The organism is Maridesulfovibrio frigidus DSM 17176 (genome assembly GCF_000711735.1).
Classification (GTDB): Bacteria; Desulfobacterota; Desulfovibrionia; order Desulfovibrionales; family Desulfovibrionaceae; genus Maridesulfovibrio; species Maridesulfovibrio frigidus.
In genome coordinates, this window is record NZ_JONL01000002.1 from 626,246 (window position 1) to 650,598 (window position 24,353).

The window sequence follows — 24,353 nt, forward strand, 5'->3', positions numbered from 1 at the left end:
GAATTCAGGTCTCTTTAGATCATTTTACTTTTTTGGTCACTTTTGCTTGACAGCGAGCGAGAGTGTAGATAGACACTACTTCGTTCACACGGAGGGGCCGTTAACTCAGTTGGTAGAGTATCTGACTTTTAATCAGAGAGTCGCTGGTTCGAGCCCAGCACGGCCCACCATGAACTTTAAATATACACTTCATCACTTAGATGGGGGGTTTATTTTTCAAGAGAAGGACGATTTAACCTCTTGAAGTTAGCTTGAAATCGTACTTTTTAAAAAAAGTTTCACTATTTCTTAAATATCTGCGTCGTATTACTTGACACAAGTTGCTAGTATCGATAGACAGCTATTTCGTTCACACGGACGGGCCGTTAACTCAGTTGGTAGAGTATCTGACTTTTAATCAGAGAGTCGCTGGTTCGAGCCCAGCACGGCCCACCATGAACTTTAATATACACCCCCTCACATGAGGGGGTTTTATTTTGCCTAGTGTACAAAAAAATCCCGCTCTGGAATATTTCCAGAGCGGGATTACTTGGTTCTGTAAGCTTGCTAAATGCTAGAATCTATTAAAACCATCATCATCGGTATCAAAACTTTTTGAGCCTGATGCCAGCATCTTTTGCGCGGTTCTATCGAGCTTGAAGTAAGTCATAGTCTGCTGCAACATCTGCCCCTGAGCTGAAAGCTCCTGAGAAGTGGATGACATTTCTTCGGAAGCAGATGCATTCTGCTGTATAACATGATCAAGCTGCTGAATGGCCTGATTAATCTGAACCACACCAGTGTTCTGTTCTTCACTGGCAGCGGCAATCTCCTGCACAAGCTCTGCGGTTGAGCGAATACTCGGAACCAGCTCACTAAGCATCTCTCCAGCCTTCTCAGCCACAACTACAGATGATGTAGACAGCTCACTAATCTCAGATGCGGCAACTCCGCTTCGCTCTGCGAGCTTTCTGACTTCTGCGGCTACTACAGCAAATCCTTTGCCGTGCTCTCCAGCTCTGGCAGCCTCAATGGCTGCATTGAGTGCAAGCAGGTTAGTCTGACGAGCTATATCTTCAATGATCATAATCTTTTCAGCGATGCTCTTCATGGCTCCTACAGCTTCACCAACCGCTTCTCCGGTCTGCTCTGCCTGTCCATGAGCTTTTTCTGCAACGCTTTCAGTCTGCTTGGCATTTTCAGTACTCTGCTTGATGTTGGAGCCAATCTGCTCCATTGAAGAAGCAATCTCTTCGATAGCTGCAGCCTGCTCTGTTGCACCTTGAGACAAACTCTCAGCTGAGGAGGAAAGCTCCTCGCTACCACTTGCAACATTTTCAGTTGCGCTGTTCACATTAGTAACAACATCCTTAAGACTGCTCACCATAGTGCGCATTCCATCAGCGAGCTGACCAAGTTCATCTTTTCTCCGCAAGTCAACGGAGGCAGACAAATCTCCAGAGCTTACCTGTTCCACGAAATGAACGCCCTTACGTAAAGGACCAAGGATGCCACTAGCAATGAGCCAAGCCATAAAAATACCGGCGATTGAAGCGACAACACTCAAAATAATAATCACTTCTTTTGTATACTCTGCCTGCTCAAGCATCTCTGCATCTGTCATGATATTATCAGCAACAATTGCTCTTACTTCGTTAAGAATAGTTTGAACTTTTGTTAAGGCAGGAACAGTCTGTGTTGCATATATATCAAGAGCTTCATCAAGAGATTTAAGTTTATTATCATGCCAACTAATCAATTTATCAATCTCGGCCAAAGTTGCTTCAGCCGCCTTTTCTACATTAATAACGAAGAACTCCTGAGCTTCTTCGCGTTCCCCGTCAGCTAAAAACTTATTCAACTCTACGACAGTCTCATGCAATTCTGCATGAGGTTTCAAAATAGTACTTACTAGCCTACCGAATTCAGGATCTTCTCTGGACTGCTTCTGCACCTCTGCTGAATAAAGCCATTTGCCCAAACCACATTTATGAGGATTCCCCTGAACCGAAATTTTTTCAATTAAAGGATTCATTAACTCTTTTATAACGGAGTTCATCCAATTAAGATGATCCAGCTCTTTCTCTCTTAAAAAACTACCCAGTTCGGGATCTACTGGCTGATACTTATCTTTAATAGAAATTGCGGACTTATGGAGTTTATTATGAGCATCTTCAATTTTAGCAAGCATCGGCCCGATAGAAGGAACAAGTTCTTCAGCTTTGTCGCGTTCGTCACTATAATACCATTTACCGAACCCACACTTGTGAGAATCGGTTTGAACATCAAGGGTATTAGTATCTTTATCTGTTAAAAGACTATTAACTTTATTAGCCCAATTCAGATGATCAACTATCTTTTGAACGAAATCACCCCGAAGCTTGTTACCTTCGATAACTTCTTCCGCATCACGTACTATTTCCCCTATTCCAAAAACAGAACAGACTCCAAGTACAATAAGTAAAGCAATCACAGACCCAAAGCCGATTGAAAACTTATAGGCCAAATTTAAATCTTTCCAACTCATCTGAGACTCCTTACCAATACAATAAATTTTAATGCGAACCTTATTGTTATTACAATTCCAATAAAGAACTGTACTTTTTGCATAAAACTAACGTAACTACCGCCTACGACTGTCATAATGTCACAATCGTTCATAATAAACAGCTCAGTAGCACATTTACCCTTTTTTGTATCGCTATTTACTGAAAAAGATACTCAGTAGTAATTATTATCAATAGCGTTGCAAACTAAGTTGCATTTAGTATAAATCAAACTATCAATCACATTAGCACTAACATTAGTATTACTTGACTATTGCATTCAGGCGCAAGCAACACTAGACTCTTATAAAGTAACTATCGTCAAAAAATGTAAAATCTTTAAAAAAAATTTCATTTGAATCAAATAAATCTTTAAGGATCAAGATAATGCATAAAACCAAAGAACAGAAACATCTCACCCAAATTTTTGCTGAAGCTCTTGCCCGGGTAGACCCATATAAAATCATCACCAATAAGCTGGCCCTAGCGAATGAGATTTTAACTATTCAAATGGATGAAGGTAATATTTCAGTTGACCTCAAGGAATTCGAGCGCATTGTTGTTATCGGTGCAGGTAAAGCTACCGCAAAAATGGCCAAAGCTATTGAATATGTTCTGGGGGACCGCATTGAATCAGGGATAATTTCAGTCAAGTACGGGCACACAGAAAATTTGAAGTACATCAAAACCATCGAGGCTGCTCATCCTGTACCTGATGAAAATGGAGTGAAGGCCGCTCACATGATTGAAGAACTTGCCTGCTCAGCGAGCGACAAGACTCTGGTTATCAACCTAATTTCAGGCGGAGGGTCGGCGCTTTTGCCCAGTCCCATGCATGCAGAAATTGACGGTGAAAAAATTTCCATAACCCTTGAGGACAAACAGGCTGTCACCAAGTCCCTGCTCGCTTGCGGCGCTGACATCAGCGAAATTAACTGCATCCGCAAACATCTTTCCAACCTCAAGGGCGGGCGACTCTTGCGCTGTATTCGCCCTGCAAGATCTTTAAATTTTATTCTCTCTGACGTAGTGGGCGACAATCTAGACACCATCGCATCAGGCATGACCAGCTTTGATCACTCCACATACTGCGACGCAATATCTATTATTGATCATTATGAAATAAGAGATAGAATTCCGTCCCATGTACTCAAAGCACTTGAGATGGGTAATAAAGGACAGTTGATTGAGACTCTCAAAAAAGATGAATTTGAAAAAGAAAGGGCTGAGAATATTCTAATCGGAACCAACCGCATAGCCCTACTGGGTGCGCGTGATAAAGCCGTTGAACTCGGTTATAATGTCCAGATACTTACCTCGCGTTTAGAGGGGGAAGCCGCAAACGCCGCAGATATGTTCTGGGCCATAGCGCAAGACGAAAGACAGTGGGAACTTCTGGAAAAAAAACCAGCCTGCATCATCGCAGGTGGCGAAACGGTTGTTACCATTAAAGGAAAGGGCAAAGGCGGCAGAAATCAGGAAATGGCACTTACTTTCCTGATGAGACTTGGACAGGACAAACTTAACGGTAAGGATATTCACTTTCTCGCAGCGTCAACTGATGGCAATGACGGCCCGACCGATGCGGCAGGTGGATTCGCAGATAGCGCAATTCTCGAAAAATCCCGCGAAATGGGGCTTTCCATTACAGACTATCTTAATAACAACGACTCTTATCATTTTCTCGAGAAAGTCGACGCCCTTCACAAAACAGGACCGACCAATACAAACGTATGTGATGTACAAATGCTGATTGTTAAATAAGCGACTTAATTCTTTCTCTTTGCCAAATCTTTTTGTACGCGCTGCGGCAAAATTGAGAGGAAATTACCCTTAGCAACTTTTAAAGCAACATCGGAAGGTAATGCGTCTAATAGAGAATAATATTTCCTGATTTCCATGGCATAACCTTTAAACTGCCCGACGGTATCAGAACCGATCATGAATTTATCAGGAAAGGATTTAATCAAATCAAGCCAACAGGGTTTGACAGTAAAAGTCGACCCCCCATCCGTAATGTAGTCATTGTAGGCAATCCATGAAAGATCGATCCATAGGCTTGGATGTTTATCCAACATCGCCCCAAGTTTCGCAGTATATTTACCCTGATCAACGTTCAAATAACGGCTAAGCCCAGCATGCGCCCATGTTAATCTTGTGTTTGGATGTCTTTTAAGAACATCCTCAACTTCATATACGTAAATAGGATCTTTCAGTTTGTTGCGGGAAGTACAGTTGTTATGAAGACAAACAGGCAGGTCGTGATCTGCCGCAAAATCGTAAACAGCATCAAGAGCTTCATGATTTGCACGCGCTGTTTCACCGTACGTAAGATTGGTTAGATCATCACGATGCGCAAATATTTCGCCAACTCCATGCCATAGATTCGGGAATGCCTCATACATACGCTTAACATGATCAACTGCGTATTTATCCGTTGGATTAAACCCGCATATATATGGATGAAAGCGATGCCGCTCTTCGTCTGGAATCTTTTCTACAGTTTGCGCAACATGATAATCAGTACCTGAATACCAGTATGTACGAGAATTGTTGTCCAGATAATATTCGGGAGCTATAGGATCATCTTTGTCCCACTTTTTTACAAGCGGCATACCAGACATCATAATATGCTCGACTCCATTGGCATTCATCGCCTTAAGAAGAGCCTCGGCCCCTTCGGTGCGCTGAATAAAGTCAACATAATGAAAGTGGGAATCCGCAATAGTATATTTAGGTGCGCCTTTAAGGAAACTATACGAATTATTATCTGCTATTGCAGCGTTGGCATTAAAAGCAAAAAAACCTTGAGCGCTGTAGGCCAGCGCTCCGGTTGATAACAATTTTAAAAATTTACGACGATTCATGTGCCCTATTCCTTAAGACGCCAAACACCATCATCACCGCGGCAGGCTTTAGCCATGATCTGTTCGCCACCATCTTCTGTGATAGTCACATCTCTGCATAACTTATTCTGATTCACGTAAGCAGGAGAAGGGGACGCAGTATAAGATTTTCCCGTATCAGGATTCTTCCAAGAGGTCGTTTCTCCAGACTTACTGTTCTCTAAAGACTTCTCAATTTTTTTCTCGTCTGATTTATCCCATTCATTACCGACAATGTAACCCATAAGAAGACCGATACCACCGCCGATTGCTGCTCCGGAAGCTTTATTATTGAAAGTCAAAGCTCCAATTGTTGCGCCGGCGAGGGCACCAATACCAGCACCGGACTGAGCTTTATTTGCACACCCAGAACCGACCAAAAGCACACACATTATTGAAAATAAAATCATTTTTTTCATAATAATAAGCCTCCGATTATAAAAGTGTCTAAAACAATAGAATAGAGATAGCGCAAGGCAACACTTGGTACAAGTAATATCAACCTAGCGGCACTCTGTTTTACTTGCCCCTCTATAACATTCCGTCTTCAATGCCTTTCTCTTTGCAGCAGACATTCCCGCTGGCGCAGATTTCCAAGCGTGAAGCGGGTTAAGAGGAATTTTGTTGCAAAAATCGACTCTACAAGCGGTAAATGCTCCGACATAAGGAGGATAGATCATACCGTTCAAAAACTTCCACGGAAGCTTATTTTTCCAGCTCCACATAGGGCCGGGCAAGACGGACCTTGTCATTGAAGGTCTATAACCTGTCCCGCCATAAAGAGCGCCCTTCATTTCAGAAGGAGAAAACCAATGAGCTTCACGCAGAGTATTCGCAGAAGCCCACGGCCACATTCGACCATGTGTAAAGAAATATATGGAATGTCTATTGAGAAACCCAACCAAAACCCCTCCGGCAGAGACACGCGAGGCCTCGGCAATAAGGGCTTCAGGATCATTACAGAATTCGAGAACGGTCCAAAGAACGGTAAAATCAAATTCGTTATCATCAAAAGGGAGAATTTCTCCGTTGCACTGGTAAAGAGCTGCTCTTTTTCCAAGCCTTTCAATTGCAGCATCAAGCATTATAGATGAGTGATCAACACCAGTCACATCAAAACCACTGCGATATAAATGTTCTAAAAAAATACCTGTTCCACAGCCAACTTCAAGCAGCTTTCTTTTGCGTCTGGGCCAGCCTGAAATCATATGATCCATCAGATTCACTTCCTGCTCAAGAGCAAAGCGTCCTTCAGGAGTTCTGAACCACTTATCAAATTTTTCCGCGTCGATTCCATCCCAAGCCATAAGCAATTCCCTTCATATTTACATAAACACCCGTTTCAAAAAACTGAATACTCACACTTCAAAACGAAAGTAAGTGGCCTTTCAAAGACATAGTAGAGTGCTCTGCGAAAAAGAGCCAGTTTTCTGTATATAAAAAGAGAGCGGATTCCGGCCAACCTTATAGGTTGATCGGAATCCGCTTTATGATCAGGAAAACCCGCGTACATACGGGGAGGAGAACCTTATAGCATCAACTTAGACTGTAATAAACGCTACTTTTTAGGAAACCCTATTTTCCGTTAAGCTCTTCGTAGACTTTACCTACAAGCTTTTCGGAAGGAGTCAGTGTCTTATCACCTGGAGTCCACTTAGCAGGGCAAGCTTCAGCCGGGTGATCTTTGAGATATACATTTGCTTCAACTTTACGAAGAAGCTCATCAGCATTACGGCCAACATTGTAGAAATTGACTTCGGAAGAAACCAAAACGCCATCGGGGTTAATGATGAAAGTTCCGCGAAGTGCGAGACCAGTTGCAGGATCATATACACCGAAGAAGTCGGAAACTTCACCGGTAGGATCTGCCGCCATTTTGAATTTTACATCCTGAAGCAATCTTTCGTCTGTTTTCCATGCAAGGTGAACAAATTTAGTATCCGTAGAAACAGAAATAACTTCACAACCGAGTTTTTCAAGTGCTGCATGCTTAGAAGCAAGGTCAGCAAGCTCAGTCGGGCAGACAAATGTGAAATCAGCAGGGTAAAAGAAAAGAACGGTCCATTTTCCTGCTTTCTGAATTTTCTCAAAATCTACTTCACAAAAGCCGCAATCCTCAGGATCGAATGCTTCCATAACAAATGTTTCGACTTTTTCGCCAATTATTGCTTCTGGAATGAAATCATCGGAATGCTCGTGTGTACAGCTCATTGTTTATCTCCATAATTTTTGAAGTTCAAAATCTTTATTTAATTTGTCCTATAACATAATTCTTTAGTTGCGTGAAAGAACAGTATGAAAAAGTTTTCACCATGTCAACATTAATAGTAATCTTTCTCATTAATACCATAACTAGCTGATTATATGGAACTCAGAATAACACTATAAGTAACATCAGCTATTGCTTTCAAATTTTATTTTATGTAATTTCATCCTACTAAAAAAACGGAGAATACTTAATGACCAATCTTTATGGATTCAATGAAATATCTCGCGAGACTCTGACTGAGCTTAACGGCGAGGTCGTTATATACGAACATGAAAAAACAGGCGGCAGAGTTCTTTCTGTAATTAATGGAGATGAAAACAAGACTTTCGGAATCAGTTTCCGAACTCCTCCGGCAGACAGCACAGGGCTTCCCCATATTCTTGAACACTCAGTTCTTTGTGGATCGCGCAAATATCCTGTGAAGGAACCTTTTGTAGAATTGCTTAAATGCTCGCTGCAAACTTTCCTTAACGCCATGACCTACCCTGATAAGACCGTATACCCTGTTGCAAGCCCCAACGAGCAGGACTTCCGAAACTTGGTAGGTGTTTACCTTGATGCAGTTTTCTTCCCAAATCTCACTCCAAATACTTTGATGCAGGAAGGCTGGCATTACGTTCCTGAAGAGGACGGTAAACTCACCTATAAAGGTGTCGTCTTTAACGAAATGAAGGGAGCGTACTCCTCACCGGACAGCCTTTTATATGAACACACACAGCATTCACTTTTCCCGGACATCACTTATGGTCTGGATTCAGGCGGTAACCCCGAAGTTATACCAAATTTAACTTTCGAAGATTTCATGAATTTCCATGGAAAATACTACCACCCTTCCAACTCATACGCCTTTTTCTATGGTGATGATGACCCTTCCCACCGGTTAAAAATGCTTGGCGAATACTTTGACCAGTTTGAAAAGATTGATCCACAATCAGAGATTGGAATTCAAAAACCTTTCGACAAACCAGTTGTTGTGGAAGAAAAATACGCCGCGTCCGATGATGGCGACCAGAAAGCCATGTTCACCTTAAACTTCGGCCTAGGTCATGAACGCGACGCTCGCATTGATCTTGAGCTTGAAATTTTAGAGGAAGTCCTTATCGGACTGCCTTCATCACCACTACGCAAGGCTTTAAATGATTCCGAACTTGGCGAAGACCTTGCCGGAGTCGGTCTTGAAAATGAACTACGCCAACTTTACTTTTCGACAGGCTTGAAAGGTATTGAAGCGGCGGACGCACCAAAGATTGAAAAGCTAATCTTCTCCACATTCAGCGACCTCATAAAAAATGGAATTGACAAAGAAGACATTGAAGCGGCTCTCAATACTATTGAGTTTGATCTTCGCGAAAACAACACAGGTTCATACCCACGCGGTCTATCTGTAATGATCACAGCCATGACTTCATGGTTGTACGACGCTGATCCACTCGAGCATGTCCGCTACGAAAAGCCAATTGCGGATCTCAAAGCTAGACTCGCAAACGGTGAGAAGATCTTCGAAGAACTTATTCAAAAACATTTCATAGGCAACAATTACCGCTCCACCGTTCTGATGACTCCTGACACTCAGGTCGGACCAGACAGAGAAAAACGCGAAGAAGTTCAGCTCGAAAAAGCACGCGCGGCCATGAGCGATGACGAATTCAAAGCCGTTGTTAATAAAGCTGACGAATTACAGAAAGAGCAAGAAGCTCCAGACTCTCCTGAAGCCTTAGATTCTATCCCACGCTTAAAAGTTGCAGATCTGGCTAAAGAAGGCATTGAAATTGTCTCCGAGAAAAAAGGCGAACTGCTTTATCACGAGCTAGACACTAACGGCATCTTATACATGGATTTAGCTTTTGATTTCTCTGGCTTACCAGATAGATTACTGCCTTACCTCCCCGTATTCGGGCGCACCCTTCTGCAAACAGGTACAAAATCTACCGATTTCGTAACCATGACCAGACGCATGGCGGCCAAGACTGGCGGAATTTCACCAGCTTCAATTGTTGCCACAAAACATGGCACAGATGAAACTTTCTCCCGCTTTGTTCTCCGTGCCAAGGCAACAGCAGAAAGAACTGGCGATTTGCTAGAAATACTCAGCGAGCTTATCCTTGAAGCAAATCTCGATAATCGCGAACGCGTTCGCCAAATCGTACTGGAATCAAAAGCCCGCATGGAGCAACAGCTCATCCCATCTGGCCACATGATTGCTGCCGTCCGCATGAAAGCAAGATTTAGTGAAGCAGGATTCATCAACGAACAGATGAGCGGTATATCCAATCTGCTATTCTTAAGAGAACTGGCTGATCGGGTAGAGAATGATTTCGCGTCAGTTGTTGCAGACCTCGAAGAGATTCGCGCAACAATACTGAATCAGGCGAATTTGCTTACCAACGTCACTCTGGACGGAAAAGCATACAACGCTATAAGCTCAGATCTAAGCGCACTATCTTCCGGCCTCCTAACCGGAACCGCAACCACAGCCAAACGCAATCGCCTGCAATACGAAAAAATGGAAGGACTATGCATCCCGGCGCAGGTCAATTACGTTGCTAAAGGGGCTAACGTCTACGAGCACGGTTACAAGTATTCCGGGGCCGCACAGGTTGTCAGCAAATACTTACGCACAGGCTACCTCTGGGATAAAGTCCGCGTACAGGGCGGAGCTTACGGATCGTTCTCCATGTTCGACCGCACAGCCGGAAATCTCAGCTTCGTTTCCTACCGCGACCCAAATTTGACCCGCACATTAGACACATATGACGGGGTTAGCGACTATCTCAGAAAAATTGAGCTAAATAACGATGAGCTTGAAAAAGCAGTATTAGGCGGAGTTGGAGATATTGATACCTACATGCTCCCAGATTCTAAAGGATACACCTCAATGGTTCGCCATTTAAGTGGGGAAAGTGCAGAGTTCAGACAGGAACTGCGCGAACAAGTGCTCGCAACCAGTGAAAATGATTTCCACCTATTTGCCGAAGCAGCGCAGTCCGTTGCAGACCACGGAGATGTTGTGGTTCTCGGTAGCAGAAAAGCCATGGAAGAATCTGATTTAGATTTGAAGTTAGTCGACGTTTTATAGTTTTTTGTGCCTCCGGCGGCCAAAGGGGGAAACCCTTTTTGGAAAAAGGGCTTTCCCCCTTTGGACTCCCCTTTCCCAAAAACTTTTAGTTAGAAGATCATAAAGAAATGGCGGAACTGCTGTATGCAGTTCCGCCATTTTACGTTGTGTCTTGAATTTAACTTATTTTGGAAGGGTCTCTCAAAAAGGTCCGAACCCAATAAACATAATCGCCCGTTCCCCATTTACATTATCTTCCAACTAAAAGTTTTTGGAGGTTCTTAGGACCCTTTTTTCAAAAAGGTTCCTAAGCCGCCGGAGGCATACCAACTACGACCTCTTAATTAATAAACCCCAAAAACCGCAATCCATCCCGCAATAAAAATAATGCGAAAGTGAAAAGAGCTAGTCCAAGCACACGCATAATTATCAAATATGTGCGGCTAGACAACAAAGAACGGAATTTACCGGCTAAATATGCAACTGATATCTTTGAACCAATGATGCAAACATAAAATCCTAAAAGAAATAATATCGGTGCGAGCATTCCTGAATCGCTTGAGGCAAGTACAGTGGGTGCGCCTACAGTTGCCCAGAATATATAAACATGCGGATTCATGTAATTTGCTAGAACCCCTTTCTTAAGCGATCCTGGCTTAATATTCATTCCCGGCAAATTTATCGCGCGGGTCTTAAAACAGTCGTAGCCGAAAAGAGCAACAACTATTGCCCCAACGATGGAAATAACACCCATCATAGAAGGATGGGCCTTCATCCACGACATGGCTAATATTGACATCAATAGTATGGGCAGATCGGTAAGAAGCGGTGCAAATGCTACCTTCGCACCCTCTTTGAATCCGTGTGACAAGGTTTGACTAAGTACAAGCGTCAACAACGGTCCGGGAGTCATCCCTGCGCCAAGTCCTAAAGCAGCCCCTGCGGCCATATATCCTAAAGCATCAGCATTCATTATATTATCTCTGTTCGTTACAAATAGGCTAGATTTTGAATTGGGTTTTGGTTGATTTAGTCAGACAACTTTGTAAAACTGCGCATCCAAGCAAAGCAATCATATTGTATAGGTATAAACTGTTTGCCTGCCTCCTATACAAAAGGTAGTGGGCTTCTGGCAAGATTTCAGTTCACCTGCTTAATTTGCAAAACAGTTGTTTCTGAATTGCGCAATTTTCTGAATCTTACATTTTTCCGAATCACGATTTTTATTAAAATAGAGTGAACTTCTCTGATTGTCTAAAAGTAGTAAAAAGGAATTTTTAAATTTGAATATTTTGTTTCTGACCCAATCAGGCCCTGATCTTCCGAGTGTCCGCTTTCGCGTGCTTCCTTTTGTAGAGCGTGCAAGGCAGCAAGGCCATACAGCAGATTGGAAACGAATTCCTAAAGCTTTTCACAAGAGAATAGCTTTTTTTCTGAGTATCCCTAAGGGTACAGTCATAATCATTCAAAAAAAATTACTCACAGGATTTCAGCTATCTATACTTAAAAATAGATCGCTAGCTCTTGTATTCGATTTTGACGATGCCTTATGGACTTCTCACCCGAGTTCATCGGCCGGACCGAGGCGCGATAAGTCGGAAAAACGAGACGCGGCCCTGCTTGAAAACATTTGCAGCAAGGTTGATCTTGTGATCGCCGGAAATAACTATCTTCGGGATCGGATAAAGAGCTTCAATCCCAATATTGAAATTATTCCAACACCTCTTGATACAGATAAATACGTTCCTTCTGAGTCCCGACTAGAGAATAAAAAAATAATCGTTGGCTGGATGGGAACCTCCTGCAACCTCTTTTTCCTCCCTGAAGTGTTTAAGGAGCTTGCAGATAAGATGAGAGAGCCTAACCTTTATGTTGTCTCCGACAAACCTCTACCTCCAAGCATTGCCGACCTGGCCGATTTTGAAAAGTGGTCCGGAGAGGCTGAAGTCCAGCAGCTTCAAAAGATGGACGTAGGGCTTATGCCCCTTACCGATGACGAGTACACCAGAGGAAAATGCGGGTTTAAAATATTACAGTATATGGCATGCGGAGCAGTCCCACTCGCCTCTGATGTAGGTTTCAACAGAGAAATTATTGAGCACGGCATAAACGGCTTTCTTATTAAAGAGCAGAGCGAATGGGGAAAATATGTAAATCTGCTTACTGTTGACCCGGATTTACGGTGCAAAATGGCAAAAGAGGCCCGTAAAACTGTCGTTGACCGTTTCAGTTTAGCTCCCCTTGCCGACAAGATGCTTGCGAGAATTGAAACGATTATCCCCAAGAAGCCTTATTAATATTTTTCTAAATATTTTTTTGTAAAAAACGGTATTTAATAAAATCAAAATTACCAGCTACTTCCGCCTTTCAGCTTAATCAACAAACCTCTCATAAAAAAATAACTCCTTTTTTTTTAGATATTTACAGACGTGTTATAAGTTAAATTTTATTTAATTTAATGGCTAAATATCTGATCAAACCGTCCGATAGTAAGAATACAAGACATTCTTACGGCCACTCAATGCCGTTATAAATATTGACCACCCCTGGAGGGGATTATGAGTTTTGACAATATATATGGAGATAATTTTCGGGCAGCCTGCGGCTTCTCATCCGAAAAAGAAGACTCTTCTATGCATAAGGAAGATGTGGCGGAACGGAGAAAAATGGTTCAGAGCTTAAAAGAGCAAATTCGGGCCGGAACATATAGACCAACCATCGGAGAAATTGCCATAAGCCTTGTCAAAGGCCGGCTCAAGAGCAAAAGCGCTTAACAATATACACTTTTAGCACGCAAAGCTTTACCTTCGTCCCACATAGATTTAGACTGTCGCCTTCTGAAACCGGAGGTATAATGTTTGTTGTAATCAATGTGGATGATCTAGGACTGCACCCTGCTGTGCGACGCGCAGTAGACACCTTAGCTAGTGCAGGAGTCGTTACGTCTTCTACCATGCTGGCTAACGGACCTGATTTATCGGAATCTGTTCTGCTCCAAGACACTCATCCCTCACTTGGACTGGGAGCGCACCTTAACTTGCTGCGCGGTAAACCCATATCCAATCCCGATCATATTCCAAGTCTCGTTGACGATGACGGTCTTATGTTCGGAAACTACACCTCTCTCCTTGTGCGCTACCTGACGGGACAAATTAAGCTCACCGAAGTTGAAGCTGAATGGTCCGCGCAAATTGAATATCTACTTGATCACAAGGTACGCCTTACCCATTTTGACAGTGAAAAACATATCCACGCATGGCCGGGACTCTTTGGACTTGCCGGAAAGCTTGCCCGGAAGTACGGTGTCGGCTGGATTCGAAAGCCAGCAGAGAAAACGTCTATCAGCCGTTTAGATAAAGGAATGCTGCGCACTCGTTTCTTAAAGACATGCCTTTATGGAAGCAAATCATTTGATGATCCACGCACACCTTGCTCAGTGTGGGGAATAGCTGACCAGAAAGATCAACTGGATCCGCTACTTTTTGAAAAGTACGTTGATACTTATAGACCGAAAATTGTTGAAATCGTATGTCACCCCGGTGAACCGGAAAAAGGGGACGGCCCCCTGCCCTCAGATTTCGGCCCCATGCGCGTTGAATATCAGTGGAAAGAAGAACTTAACTCGCTATCTCAAAAGGGATGGCTTAAAATATTTGAAAACATCGGAGCAATACCTGTAAATTACGGGCAACTTGATCCTAGAACCGGAGTACTTAAATAATGCCGAAGAATGCAATGCAGGAAATCGAAATCAGTATCGTGACTCCAATGCACAACGAAGAAGGTTGCGTAAGAGAATTTCATACTAGGATGACCGCCGCCCTCAGCGCAATGAATACCACTTACGAAATTTTGTTAGTAAACGACGGTTCTACCGATTGCACCGAAGATATCATCCGTGAATTATCCCTTAACGATCCTAACCTGAAAGGTATAATGCTAGCCCGCAACAGAGGGCAATGCACCGCAATTTACGCAGGCATTCAAGAAAGCCTAGGAAAGTACGTCGTAATTATGGACGGAGATCTTCAGCATAAACCAGAAGAAATTCCGTCACTTATCGAAGAAATTCGCAAAGGATGTGACCTCGTATCTGGACGCAGAACCAACCGCGGCGAATCCATGATTAAGCGTAAACTGCCTAGCAAGATAGCAAACTACCTTATGCGAACCACAAGCGGATGTCAGGTTCAGGACATGGGTGGACTTTCCTGTCTTAAAGGTAAACTTGCCCGCTCCATGACTCTTCGCGAAGGGCAGCACAGACTGATTCCGGCTCTGGTATACACCATGGGCGGATCAGTGACAGAAGTACCTATCTCTGCTCCTCCCCGCTTTGCTGGGAAAAGCCATTACGGAATAGGTCGCTCCATTGACGTGCTATTTGATATCGTCATGCTCTGGTTCCAATCTTCTTTCAAACAAAGGCCTATCTACCTTTTCGGGCGCATCAGCCTGCTTATGTTTATGGTAGCGTCTCTCATCATGGTATGGTTGCTGTACGGCAAAGTTTTCTTTGGCATACACATGGGAACACGCCCCCCATTCATGGGCGCGATCCTCTTATACCTCAGCTCTCTCGGATTTATGTCCACAGGATTTATCCTCGAGTCTCTAGCGAATACTTACGAAGCAGTGATGGGTACTAAAACCTATCAAATACGTGAGGTTGTTTCACAGGGTATTGCGGAGATTCCTAAAGATACTGACAATAAATAGATATTTGAGAAAAATCCCGCTAACAGCTTTTAAGGCTGAACGAGCTTTATAGAGAGAGGGGTTTGAAAAGACGTTTGAGTAAATTAGTTCTCATGAAACAAAAAGGCCGGGTTTTCCTATTTGGAAAACCCGGCCTTTTTTTAATTGAAAATTGATTCGGACGGTTTTTCAGCCGCCTTCTTTGGTGGATATATCAAAAGAGTTACACGCCGATTGCGTCGTTGATTGCCAGGAATAACCCTGCCGTTTTCGTCCATATTGGGCCACATGGGGCTTGTGTCTGCCAAGCCTTGAACTGTCAGTCTGCTTTTATCGAAGCCGTTCGTAATCAGAAATCTTGCGACGGCACTTGCTCTCGCGGAAGAAAGCTCCCAGTTTGAGGGGAACTGTTTGGAACTCATAGGTATATTATCTGAATGGCCTTCCACAACTATATCGTAAGGAGATTTGGCAAGAGTCGGAGCAATTCTAGCGAGTACCTTGCTGGCTCGGCTAGTTAAGTCTGCCTTACCCAGCCCAAAAAACACATCACCCTTGAGCACTATGGCTACAGAATCGGCCCTGAGTTTAATTTTCAGAGCGTCAGTTTCTTTACCTACTAGACGGGACATTTCGAGTTGCATTGCAAAAAGATTTCTCTGTTCACGGCTGATTGTTCTGCGTGCAACAGGTGCATCTTCTACTGTTTCAGATTTAACCTGAGACTCACCTTTAGGTGGAATTTTAACGCCCATAGCACTTGCTAAAGAATCGGACACATTTTCATATTTGCTTTCGTCAATGTCAGCGATACCGATTAACATTACAAAAAAGCACAAAAGTAACATCATCATATCAGCCAGCGTTAACGCCCAGCCGAGATCATTGTTATCTTTGCTCTTTTTCTTCAGTACGAAATCGTCAGACATTACTCTCCCCGCCCCTATTTACTTGGAAGCTTTTACTGTCGCCCACTTACGTGGAGGCAGATAGCCTTTGAGCTTGTCCATAACGATTGCTGACGGTGTTTTATCTTTTATAAAGAGAATGCCGTCACGGATTACCCGCATAAGAAGTGTGATTTCGTCAATTCTGTTTTCAACCTTAATTGCGATAGGCATAAAGAGCATATTGGCAAACAAAGCACCGTAGAGAGTTGTAGTCAAAGCCGTTGCCATTGCCGGCCCTATTGAGCTGATATCAGTTCCCATTCCCTGCATCATAGCGATAAGACCAATAAGAGTTCCAATAATCCCGAATGCGGGAGATAGAACTGCCATGGTTCGGTAAATTCCGGCTGCGCCATGCTCCTGCTCGTGATATTGCTGAATTCGGTTATCGAGAATCTCTTTGATCTCCTCTTTAGAATAACCGTCCACAAGCATCTGCAACCCTTCGCGCAAAAATTCGTTCTCGATATTCTTCAGACTGCCCTCAAGATCATCTTCACCCTTAGCTGCAACCTGCTTGGAAAGGTTCACAATAACTTTGATGTAGTTTTCAAGAGGCAACTCATCAGCGCCCATAGCCATCATAAATACTTTTAAAACGCGCATAACTTCGCGAAGTGGATAGCAAATAAAAGTAGCTGCGATAGTTCCGCCGCCCACGATAGCAATCCCGGGAATATTAATGAAAACCCCGACAGAATCAGTAGACGTATAGGTTGCAACGGCCAGTATAGCTATTCCGAAGAAAATACCTATTAAGGTTGCAATATTCACTACTTATTGCCTCCCTTTATGTCCCTGACCAATTCAAACATCTCATTTACTACATCTTCAGCCTCGGCCTCATCAACATTGCCGCGAATTTCATCCTCAACAATGCGAGCAATTTTCTTAGCGAGATTATGCACAATTTTCTTCCGCGCATCATCTTCCGCAATACCCATCAGAATACCAAGTTTATGGTAGCCTAAACGGGTAAATACTTCTTTGAGAGTCGCATTATCAACAAAGACAATATCTTCGATCTCTTCGAGGTCTGCTAAACTTTTCTTCTTTTTCTTAACCTTACTGAAGTAGCCCGGTTCCTTATCTGCCGCCCATTCACTGACTTTTAAACGATCAAACAAGAACATCGTTTCCGGAAAATCTTCGTTACCTATTTTTTTGTAGATAACCTTCGCATCACTATTAAGCATTTCGGCTATTTCATATATATCAACGGTCTGAAGTTCTGATGTCGAGGTGTAGGCTGTTTTTTGCAGTTCTTTAAATAAGTTGTTCGTCACTTCCAGAAAAGTGATCGGATCAGTAATCTGTAAAAATCTGTCCGGGAATGCCCGTCCGGTGCGGATGTCACTTATTTCAACAATTCTAAGGCTTTTAAGTTTACTGATAACTGTGTCAATCTCACCTTGCGAAACCAGAATGATGCCTCTAATGGCTTTGCATAGCTTATTATATTCAAGACCAAGATCATGATTTCTCTCTTTCTTGGCCTTATCACGAGGCATGCTCATGTGGTTTTGATAAACAAGGTCCATTATTCTACAAATGGATGTAAAATTACTGCGATGCCCTTTGGCGGAGATCATATCACCAGTACGCGCCAACCGTTTTACAAACAGGCGAATCATGTACTGGATTGTTTTAGGACACTGATCGAGAAGTTTCAGAATGATTTGGTCGGTGAGAATTACGAGATCACAATATTCAGCGGCTTCTGCATTTGCTGTGCGAGATCCCTTAGATATTATCCCCATTTCTCCAAATATTTCACCCTCTCCAAGCCTTGCTAATATTATTTTTTCATTATTAAGAACTTTATAAATATTTACAGCGCCCTTCTTGATCATATACGCAACGGAGCTTTCCTGACCTTCTTTAAAAATCTCCTGACCTTTAAAAAAGGATTTGATGTTCGGACTACTGGCCCCCATTGATAACTCCCCAAGTAATGCCCCCGGAAAAGGGGCTAAAATAATAAAAATTTACCATGTCTAATCACTAAATATTCATCAACTCCATTTGACAAACAAACCTATTCTGCCACAATAGATTCATGGTTTCTAGCTATATATATCTCAGTTTAATATAAAGAACAATATTATAACAAATTCCCACCTATGACTGAAAACAAATCAATTCCCAAAGTCTCTTTTATTTCAATTTTCATTACATTTTTTAAACTTGGCCTTACAGCTTTCGGCGGACCGGCCATGATTCCCTATATCCGGGTCGAAGTTGTTGACCGTAAAGGATGGATGGCCGAAGAAGAATTTTCCGCGGGAACTGCGCTGGCGCAAATTGTACCGGGGGCGACAGCAATGCAGGTGGCGGCGTGGGCAGGGTTATGCACTAGAGGGCTGGCAGGCTCTTTTTTCGCATATCTAGGATTTGCTCTTCCAGCGTTCACCATGATTTGTGCGCTATCCGCAGCATATATATATTTCGATAATATTTCTGTAATCGAATCCATGTTCGGAGGACTTAAAGCAGTAGTAACAGCCCTTATTGCACACGCTGCGATTAATTTTTCTGTGCAATATTTAGGTAGAATATCAGCTAAAATTATGGCTTTCATAGTCGGTTGCTGGCTGGCTTTTCAGGGCAATCCCATCATGATCCTAGTCATAATGTGTATAGCCTCAATCTTTATTTTCACCGACATCACAGGCTGCCCTCCCAGAAAACAATCCAATGTAACAACCAGCCTCAAGGGACCGTTAATGTTAGTTGCGGGACTGCTGACCACCCTAGCAGTGCTCTATATCACTAGTAACACTTATTTCCCGCTCGTTTTTACAATGGTTAAAGTTGACCTTTTTGCTTTCGGCGGTGGATATGTCTCGTTACCCATTATGCTCCATGAAGTGGTGCATATTCATCAATGGGTATCTCAATCTGTATTTATGGACGGAATTGCCCTTGGCCAGATAACTCCCGGCCCAGTTGTTATGACTGCGGCTTTTATCGGATATATTTTCAAAGGCATCGCAGGCGCAACAATTGCGACAATTTCAATTTTTGCGCCCTCATTTATTATTATCAATCTTGTCGCGCCTTTTTACGACAAACTTCGTTCATCAGCGTTGCTGCAACGGGCTCTCTTCGGAAGTTTGATCACACTCGTCGGGCTTATGGCGGCCATGTCCGGCCAATTTCTGCTGACTATTAAACCGCAATTTTCAGATATATTTATACTGATCACAGCTTTCATACTTTTAAGACGTGGTGTAAACATAGTTCTGGTCGTACCCGGATGTGCCGTGCTTTCACTTATCTTCGGAATGCTTCTTTAAATTAAAGGATTTTAAATCATTATGGAATGGAATTTATTTTTTGGGCACATAGCTATCGTTGGTGGTTTTCTGCTTGCCGCAATCCTTGTTATGTCGATATTGCGTAAGCAAAGAACTTCCTCTGCGGCATTTGCGTGGCTAATGGCTATCATTTTCGCGCCGTACTTAGGAGTGCCTCTCTATCTGGCATTCGGCGGACGCAAGCTTAAACGGGACGCGCATACCAAACAAGACATCCATCTTGTTGGCCAGGAAACTATCCCTAGAAAAGATGCCGACCCCATTGATTCTCTTTTACGTGAATACGATATTCCCGGTGCAACTAGCGGTAATGAAGTTCGCCTCTGCCATGATGGAGTTGAAACATATACCGAACTGGTAGATCTCATTGAATCAGCCGAGCACCAAATTCTGATCACCACATTCATACTTTCCCGCGATGAAGTCGGACAGGACATAGTCAATAAGCTTGCTATAAAAGCCGCTAACGGAGTGACTGTCCGCTTATTACTTGATGACATTGGGTCATTCTTCACCTCGAAAAAATTTCTCGCTCCAATCCTCGATAACGGGGGAAAAGTTGCTTACTTCATGCCACTTTTCAGAGCTCCTTTCCACGGCCGCGCAAACTTACGTAACCATCGTAAAATAGCCATTGCCGACCAGAAAACAGTGCTTGCCGGCGGAACAAATATCGCAAAAGAATACATCGGCCCCACCGCCTTTGAAGACCGCTGGGTGGATCTATCCTTCGTGCTTAAAGGCCCTGCTGTGCGCCACTATTTAGAAGTTTTTCAGTCTGACTGGCAGTTCGCGTCGGGCGAAACCATTAATATAATTCCTCCATGTGCCGCGGGTTCCGCTATTAGCGGGGAAGGAGTTATGCAGGTGGTTCCATCCGGCCCTGACGTACCGATGGACCCGGTTCATGACGCTCTGCTCACAGCTGCGTACACTGCTGAAAAAAAACTCTGGATCGTAACTCCTTACTATGTACCGGATGAAGCTTTGGCTCAGGCCCTCAGACTTGCTGCCCAGCGCGGAGTGGATGTGCGAGTTCTCGTTCCCGGTAATTCAAATCACAAAATCGCAGACCTTGCGCGCGGTACTCATTTACGTGAGCTGGCGGAATGTGGCGGCAAGATTATGAAATATCCACACATGATGCATGCTAAAGTCGTTGTAGTTGATGACAGGCTTGCGGTTGTAGGCTCTGCAAATATGGATATGCGGAGTTTATTCCTGAATTATGAAATAGTAATGTTTGCATATTCCAAAGCGGATATAATGCCTGTACATGACTGGGTCGAAGGACTCATGAATGAAGGAACCCAAGGCGTCGAACCCGTAGGACTGGCGAGAGATACAGTCGAAGGATTAGCTAGACTCATGGCTCCACTTCTCTAAAGTATATTGTAGTAGCTGAATCTCAAGATATTAAATAAGACCCAAAGGAATATGACACAACTAGTTCGGATCATAACTATAGCAACAGCCATGATTGCGCTTACTCCCGACACCTGCTTTGCGTGGGGGCCGGGAATTCACATGGCCATCGGCAATGCTATCCTTGCGCGGCCTGAGCTTTTGCCTGGGGCAATTGCAAGGCTACTCATGGCGAATTCAGCTATATTTCTTTACGGATGCCTGAGCGCTGATATTTTTATAGGCAAAGGCAGTAAGGCCAAGAAAAAGCACAGCCATAACTGGCAAACAGGTTTCGCCCTATTAGATTCAGCCAAAGATCCGCATCTGCAAGCCTTCGCACTTGGCTATCTATCACACCTAGCGGCAGACATTATAGCGCACAATTACTACGTGCCCAACCTTATGAAGCAGGCCCCCTCGGGCGGTAAGCTGAGCCATGTATATATTGAGCTACTAGCGGATGATCAGGCTAATTGGTCAGTACAACAAGCGGCGACCCTTTTTAAGCACGCGAATCAGGATGCGGATTTAAATCTCCGCGAATATATGGATTCACAAAAGCTGACATTCTTCCTTAAAAAGGGCGTGTTCCACAAGACCATAGGAATGATGGAGCATAAGTCCGTTAACGCATCCTTAAACTTTTCCAAGAAAGTGATTCCCGCTTTTCAGGCTGAATATCTACAATCCATCATGGACTATTCATATAGATTGGTAGTGAACCTGCTTCACGATCCACACAAAGCGACCGCGCTGCAATTTGACCCCATCGGCAGTGAACATCTAGCCCTAGCCAAAGCTGATAACGATTGGCGGCACACCATGAAAGGACCCCTTCCCTTTATGCCAAGATTCGAATTAGACCAGATTATTACTGAACTTCCGAAGTGTGATGGGGTAGATTGCCTACTTAAGGGGACGCATATCAAGCATCTGCGGCCACTCTCGTAAATATTAACACTCCAAACAACCGCAACCTCACTATCTGCTCTGGCTAAGAAGATTCGCGATCTTCTCAGTAGGCAAGACAGCGCCATACTACGCCTATCTGAGCAGTAAGGGAGCTTTAATGGTGAATTGATTTACCTATACGCCACTACTTTTGCTGATGTTGCTAAGACTTTGACTAGCTCGCAGAGGGCTAAGTTAGAAGAACTCCGAGGTTTGCAGGGTTACACATGCAAGGGGATGTATTTCTATTCGGATCGGATTAGTATGCCTAGGATTGGGGATACTGATGAGTTTTTTTGAGTAGGTTTATGACGGCCAGTGATAGAATAACTTTAATGAGCCCCCTTTTTATCGGGCTCACTTTCACCCGCTAACCCCTTCTAATTTATAAAGTTAATCGCATCCTCAATACAATATCCATAAACATCCACATCCCCGCCAGCATAACCGATTAGATCGGGAGTTATGAATCTGCCGATGACTGGATCATATTCACGGTATCCGAAGTGGATGAGGCCCGTATCTTTATCGTGCAAACCAGCGGCAAAACCTAAATATAAATCATAATCAGGAGAGCTGTTTTGAATCCTTCTACCGAAATAGCCATATAGAGCTTCCTGCAAACTATTTCCTGCCATGTCGGCAACAGTAAAAATACTGCCCAGATGATCAGTCGATAGCAAGTAAACATCGTCGCCTTTTGCCATGGCAATCGGGTCGGCATCCTCGTAATGTTGAAAACAGGTAGTGCCTGTGGAATCCTCAATCGCTACAAGAGTGGTTAAATATATCCACTGATAGCGCGGGTAAAGCTTGTCGTTTATCAATTTTCGGTGCGCAATCCATTTTCATCAAAACGATATTTGATGACATATCCATTCGGCAAGATGACTTCACAAAGCTGTCCCGTTGTTAAGTAGTTGTAACGAGCAATTTTTCCCGATTCGTTTTTCTCCATTCAACTTTTAGGATAATCGCTAGGCCGGACCTGAAACAGCCGAGTTAGGTCCGGCTGTGAAAAATGTGTAATAAATTGATAAAACGAAATTGCTGCGGTCAAGAAATTCTGCTCCCCGCACGGAACTTACTTAAGCTCAAAATATTTTAATAATTAATAAACAGCTTATACAGTCTTTTTATGAAAGAGCAGTTCAAAAAATTAGACGATTAAGCCTTGCCGTTAGACTTTTTTGTCCACCCCATTTATAAAAAACTCCTTTTTATTAAGAATATGATTCTTATTTATTAATAAAAACCATTCTACAATTCACAGCATTCGTTATAATTGCGACTATTATTCTCTAATGCCTTCCAGAAATATCCCTCTGATACTTTTAATGGAGTCCTTCTCTATACCTACTGTAACTTTCCACAAATCAATGCAACTTAGCAAACTACTACAGTAGACATACAACACTACTGCATTGCCGTAACCACTGTTACAATCAAACACACAGAAGAGGATCATGATTGCCCGATCATCTGGACCGTTCAAACCCGTATCTTCCCTTTTACAATTTTGCTAACTCTTTCTTTATTTAAAAAATAAATACCATTATACCGGACATTTAAGTCTCCATATTTTTGTTCAATATTGTAAACATGCGTATGGTTCAGATAACGAAGCAAACACTTCTCTCAATGCACTGATTAACAAATCAACGTCTCCGAAAATGTTGCTTACACACATTTAGTGCAATAAAACATTATATTATAAGGTTATAAATCAGATGTTTAAGTTATAAAAACTAAACTGAACAAAATTTACTACACTTTTTAAACTATTACATTGATTACTGTTGACTTGCAGTAAGACCGGGCATAGGTGGGATTTGTGGGTAACACAAAACTAACCAATTTTTTTTAAGGATATAAGCATGCATATTTTAAGAACTCTCAAGTCATGGATCGCTGTGCGCCACGCTCGTAGCGGAAGCAATGTAAATCACAACCTTCACGCTATAGTAACTCTTGCAACTTTCGGTCTTTGGCTTCCAGTGTGGACAGCTCTCTCCATCCGCAACGGCCAGCATGATCGGGCCAGAATGAGAAGTAGCCTTGTAGATCTTCGCAACATTGAAAAACTCAACATTTCACCAGAATACAAGCGTCAACTCGCTCGTATGTCTTAATCATTAAGTATTTAAAGCTCCTGCTTAAAATATTTTAAACTTGCCCCTCTCATAGTCGGCCTCTTGGAATTATGTTCCAAGGGGCCGAACTCATTTCAGCTTTTATTTACACACACTTTCTTTGCTAAAAGAACCTCCTTCTGCTATTTTGAACAAAAATA

General features: G+C 43.0%; 20 protein-coding genes and 2 tRNA genes. 12 read left to right on the plus strand and 10 right to left on the minus strand.

What is annotated here, in order from left to right; translation table 11 throughout:
- The first annotated feature begins 94 nt into the window (after positions 1-94).
- Positions 95-170: transfer RNA gene (locus tag BR06_RS0107120), tRNA-Lys, on the plus strand.
- Positions 171-359: 189 nt separating this feature from the next.
- Positions 360-435, plus strand: a tRNA-Lys gene (locus tag BR06_RS0107125).
- Positions 436-553: 118 nt separating this feature from the next.
- Here BR06_RS0107125 and BR06_RS0107130 read toward each other — a convergent pair.
- Positions 554-2,506, minus strand: coding sequence for a methyl-accepting chemotaxis protein (locus tag BR06_RS0107130; protein WP_031481710.1), 1,953 nt, complete (start codon positions 2,504-2,506; stop codon positions 554-556).
- 406 nt (positions 2,507-2,912) lie between these two features.
- On the opposite strand from BR06_RS0107130, the gene BR06_RS0107135 reads away from it, so the two are divergent.
- The gene (locus BR06_RS0107135) at positions 2,913-4,289 is read left to right on the plus strand and encodes a glycerate kinase type-2 family protein (RefSeq protein ID WP_031481712.1); all 1,377 of its coding nucleotides are present in this window, start codon (positions 2,913-2,915) and stop codon (positions 4,287-4,289) included.
- 5 nt (positions 4,290-4,294) lie between these two features.
- Here BR06_RS0107135 and BR06_RS0107140 read toward each other — a convergent pair whose 3' ends face one another.
- The 4 genes from BR06_RS0107140 to BR06_RS0107160 form a co-directional block, all read right to left on the minus strand.
- Positions 4,295-5,392 (minus strand): amidohydrolase family protein, encoded by a 1,098-nt coding sequence (locus BR06_RS0107140; RefSeq protein ID WP_031481714.1) that lies wholly within the window; start codon positions 5,390-5,392, stop codon positions 4,295-4,297.
- 5 nt (positions 5,393-5,397) lie between these two features.
- Positions 5,398-5,829 (minus strand): glycine zipper domain-containing protein, encoded by a 432-nt coding sequence (locus BR06_RS0107145; RefSeq protein WP_031481716.1) that lies wholly within the window; start codon positions 5,827-5,829, stop codon positions 5,398-5,400.
- An 84-nt stretch (positions 5,830-5,913) separates the two neighbouring features.
- Complete coding sequence (locus BR06_RS0107150; RefSeq protein ID WP_031481718.1) at positions 5,914-6,717, minus strand: class I SAM-dependent methyltransferase; 804 nt, start codon at positions 6,715-6,717, stop codon at positions 5,914-5,916.
- 268 nt (positions 6,718-6,985) lie between these two features.
- Positions 6,986-7,621 (minus strand): peroxiredoxin, encoded by a 636-nt coding sequence (locus BR06_RS0107160; RefSeq protein ID WP_031481720.1) that lies wholly within the window; start codon positions 7,619-7,621, stop codon positions 6,986-6,988.
- Between the two features lie 248 nt (positions 7,622-7,869).
- On the opposite strand from BR06_RS0107160, the gene BR06_RS0107165 reads away from it, so the two are divergent.
- Positions 7,870-10,755 (plus strand): insulinase family protein, encoded by a 2,886-nt coding sequence (locus BR06_RS0107165; RefSeq protein WP_031481722.1) that lies wholly within the window; start codon positions 7,870-7,872, stop codon positions 10,753-10,755.
- A 319-nt stretch (positions 10,756-11,074) separates the two neighbouring features.
- On the opposite strand, the gene BR06_RS0107170 is transcribed toward BR06_RS0107165, so the two are convergent.
- Entirely contained in the window at positions 11,075-11,707 is a 633-nt protein-coding gene (locus BR06_RS0107170) for a LysE family transporter (RefSeq protein WP_031481724.1), read from the minus strand.
- A 310-nt stretch (positions 11,708-12,017) separates the two neighbouring features.
- Here BR06_RS0107170 and BR06_RS0107175 point away from each other — a divergent pair, with 310 nt between their 5' ends.
- The 4 genes from BR06_RS0107175 (at position 12,018) to BR06_RS0107190 (ending at position 15,453) form a co-directional block, all read left to right on the plus strand.
- A complete protein-coding gene (locus BR06_RS0107175) occupies positions 12,018-13,031 on the plus strand; it encodes a glycosyltransferase family 4 protein (RefSeq protein WP_031481726.1) in 1,014 nt (337 codons plus the stop codon).
- A 261-nt stretch (positions 13,032-13,292) separates the two neighbouring features.
- A complete protein-coding gene (locus BR06_RS0107180) occupies positions 13,293-13,508 on the plus strand; it encodes a flagellar biosynthesis anti-sigma factor FlgM (protein WP_031481728.1) in 216 nt (71 codons plus the stop codon).
- Positions 13,509-13,588: 80 nt separating this feature from the next.
- A complete protein-coding gene (locus BR06_RS0107185; protein ID WP_031481730.1) occupies positions 13,589-14,455 on the plus strand; it encodes a ChbG/HpnK family deacetylase in 867 nt (288 codons plus the stop codon).
- Positions 14,455-15,453, plus strand: coding sequence for a glycosyltransferase family 2 protein (locus BR06_RS0107190; protein WP_156952674.1), 999 nt, complete (start codon positions 14,455-14,457; stop codon positions 15,451-15,453). The genes BR06_RS0107185 and BR06_RS0107190 overlap by 1 nt, the downstream gene beginning before the upstream one ends.
- 140 nt (positions 15,454-15,593) lie before the next feature.
- On the opposite strand, the gene BR06_RS0107195 is transcribed toward BR06_RS0107190, so the two are convergent.
- From BR06_RS0107195 to BR06_RS0107205, 3 genes are read right to left on the minus strand one after another with little or no spacing between them, the layout of a single operon-like run.
- Positions 15,594-16,361: an OmpA family protein gene (locus tag BR06_RS0107195; protein WP_031481734.1), complete on the minus strand. Its 768-nt coding sequence runs from the start codon at positions 16,359-16,361 to the stop codon at positions 15,594-15,596.
- Positions 16,362-16,379: 18 nt separating this feature from the next.
- Positions 16,380-17,156 (minus strand): motility protein A, encoded by a 777-nt coding sequence (locus tag BR06_RS0107200; RefSeq protein ID WP_031481736.1) that lies wholly within the window; start codon positions 17,154-17,156, stop codon positions 16,380-16,382.
- Positions 17,156-18,319 carry a cyclic nucleotide-binding domain-containing protein gene (locus BR06_RS0107205; protein ID WP_031481738.1) on the minus strand — a complete coding sequence of 388 codons (1,164 nt, stop codon included), beginning with the start codon at positions 18,317-18,319 and terminating at the stop codon, positions 17,156-17,158. Before BR06_RS0107205 ends, BR06_RS0107200 begins: the two co-directional genes overlap by 1 nt.
- A gap of 186 nt (positions 18,320-18,505) precedes the next feature.
- On the opposite strand from BR06_RS0107205, the gene chrA reads away from it, so the two are divergent.
- Genes chrA through BR06_RS0107220 form a run of 3 tightly spaced genes read left to right on the plus strand, consistent with a single transcriptional unit; the run spans position 18,506 to position 22,060 of the window.
- Positions 18,506-19,681 (plus strand): chromate efflux transporter, encoded by a 1,176-nt coding sequence (chrA, locus tag BR06_RS0107210; protein ID WP_031481740.1) that lies wholly within the window; start codon positions 18,506-18,508, stop codon positions 19,679-19,681.
- A 21-nt stretch (positions 19,682-19,702) separates the two neighbouring features.
- Positions 19,703-21,088: a phospholipase D-like domain-containing protein gene (locus BR06_RS0107215; protein WP_031481742.1), complete on the plus strand. Its 1,386-nt coding sequence runs from the start codon at positions 19,703-19,705 to the stop codon at positions 21,086-21,088.
- A 51-nt stretch (positions 21,089-21,139) separates the two neighbouring features.
- On the plus strand, positions 21,140-22,060 hold the full coding sequence (locus tag BR06_RS0107220) for a zinc dependent phospholipase C family protein (protein ID WP_031481744.1): 921 nt from the start codon (positions 21,140-21,142) through the stop codon (positions 22,058-22,060).
- A 380-nt stretch (positions 22,061-22,440) separates the two neighbouring features.
- Here the strand turns inward: BR06_RS0107220 and BR06_RS0107225 are convergent, their stop codons facing one another.
- Positions 22,441-22,887 carry an RHS repeat domain-containing protein gene (locus BR06_RS0107225; RefSeq protein WP_031481746.1) on the minus strand — a complete coding sequence of 149 codons (447 nt, stop codon included), beginning with the start codon at positions 22,885-22,887 and terminating at the stop codon, positions 22,441-22,443.
- A gap of 1,050 nt (positions 22,888-23,937) precedes the next feature.
- Here BR06_RS0107225 and BR06_RS0107230 point away from each other — a divergent pair.
- Complete coding sequence (locus tag BR06_RS0107230) at positions 23,938-24,192, plus strand: hypothetical protein (protein WP_031481748.1); 255 nt, start codon at positions 23,938-23,940, stop codon at positions 24,190-24,192.
- Positions 24,193-24,353: the final 161 nt, after the last annotated feature.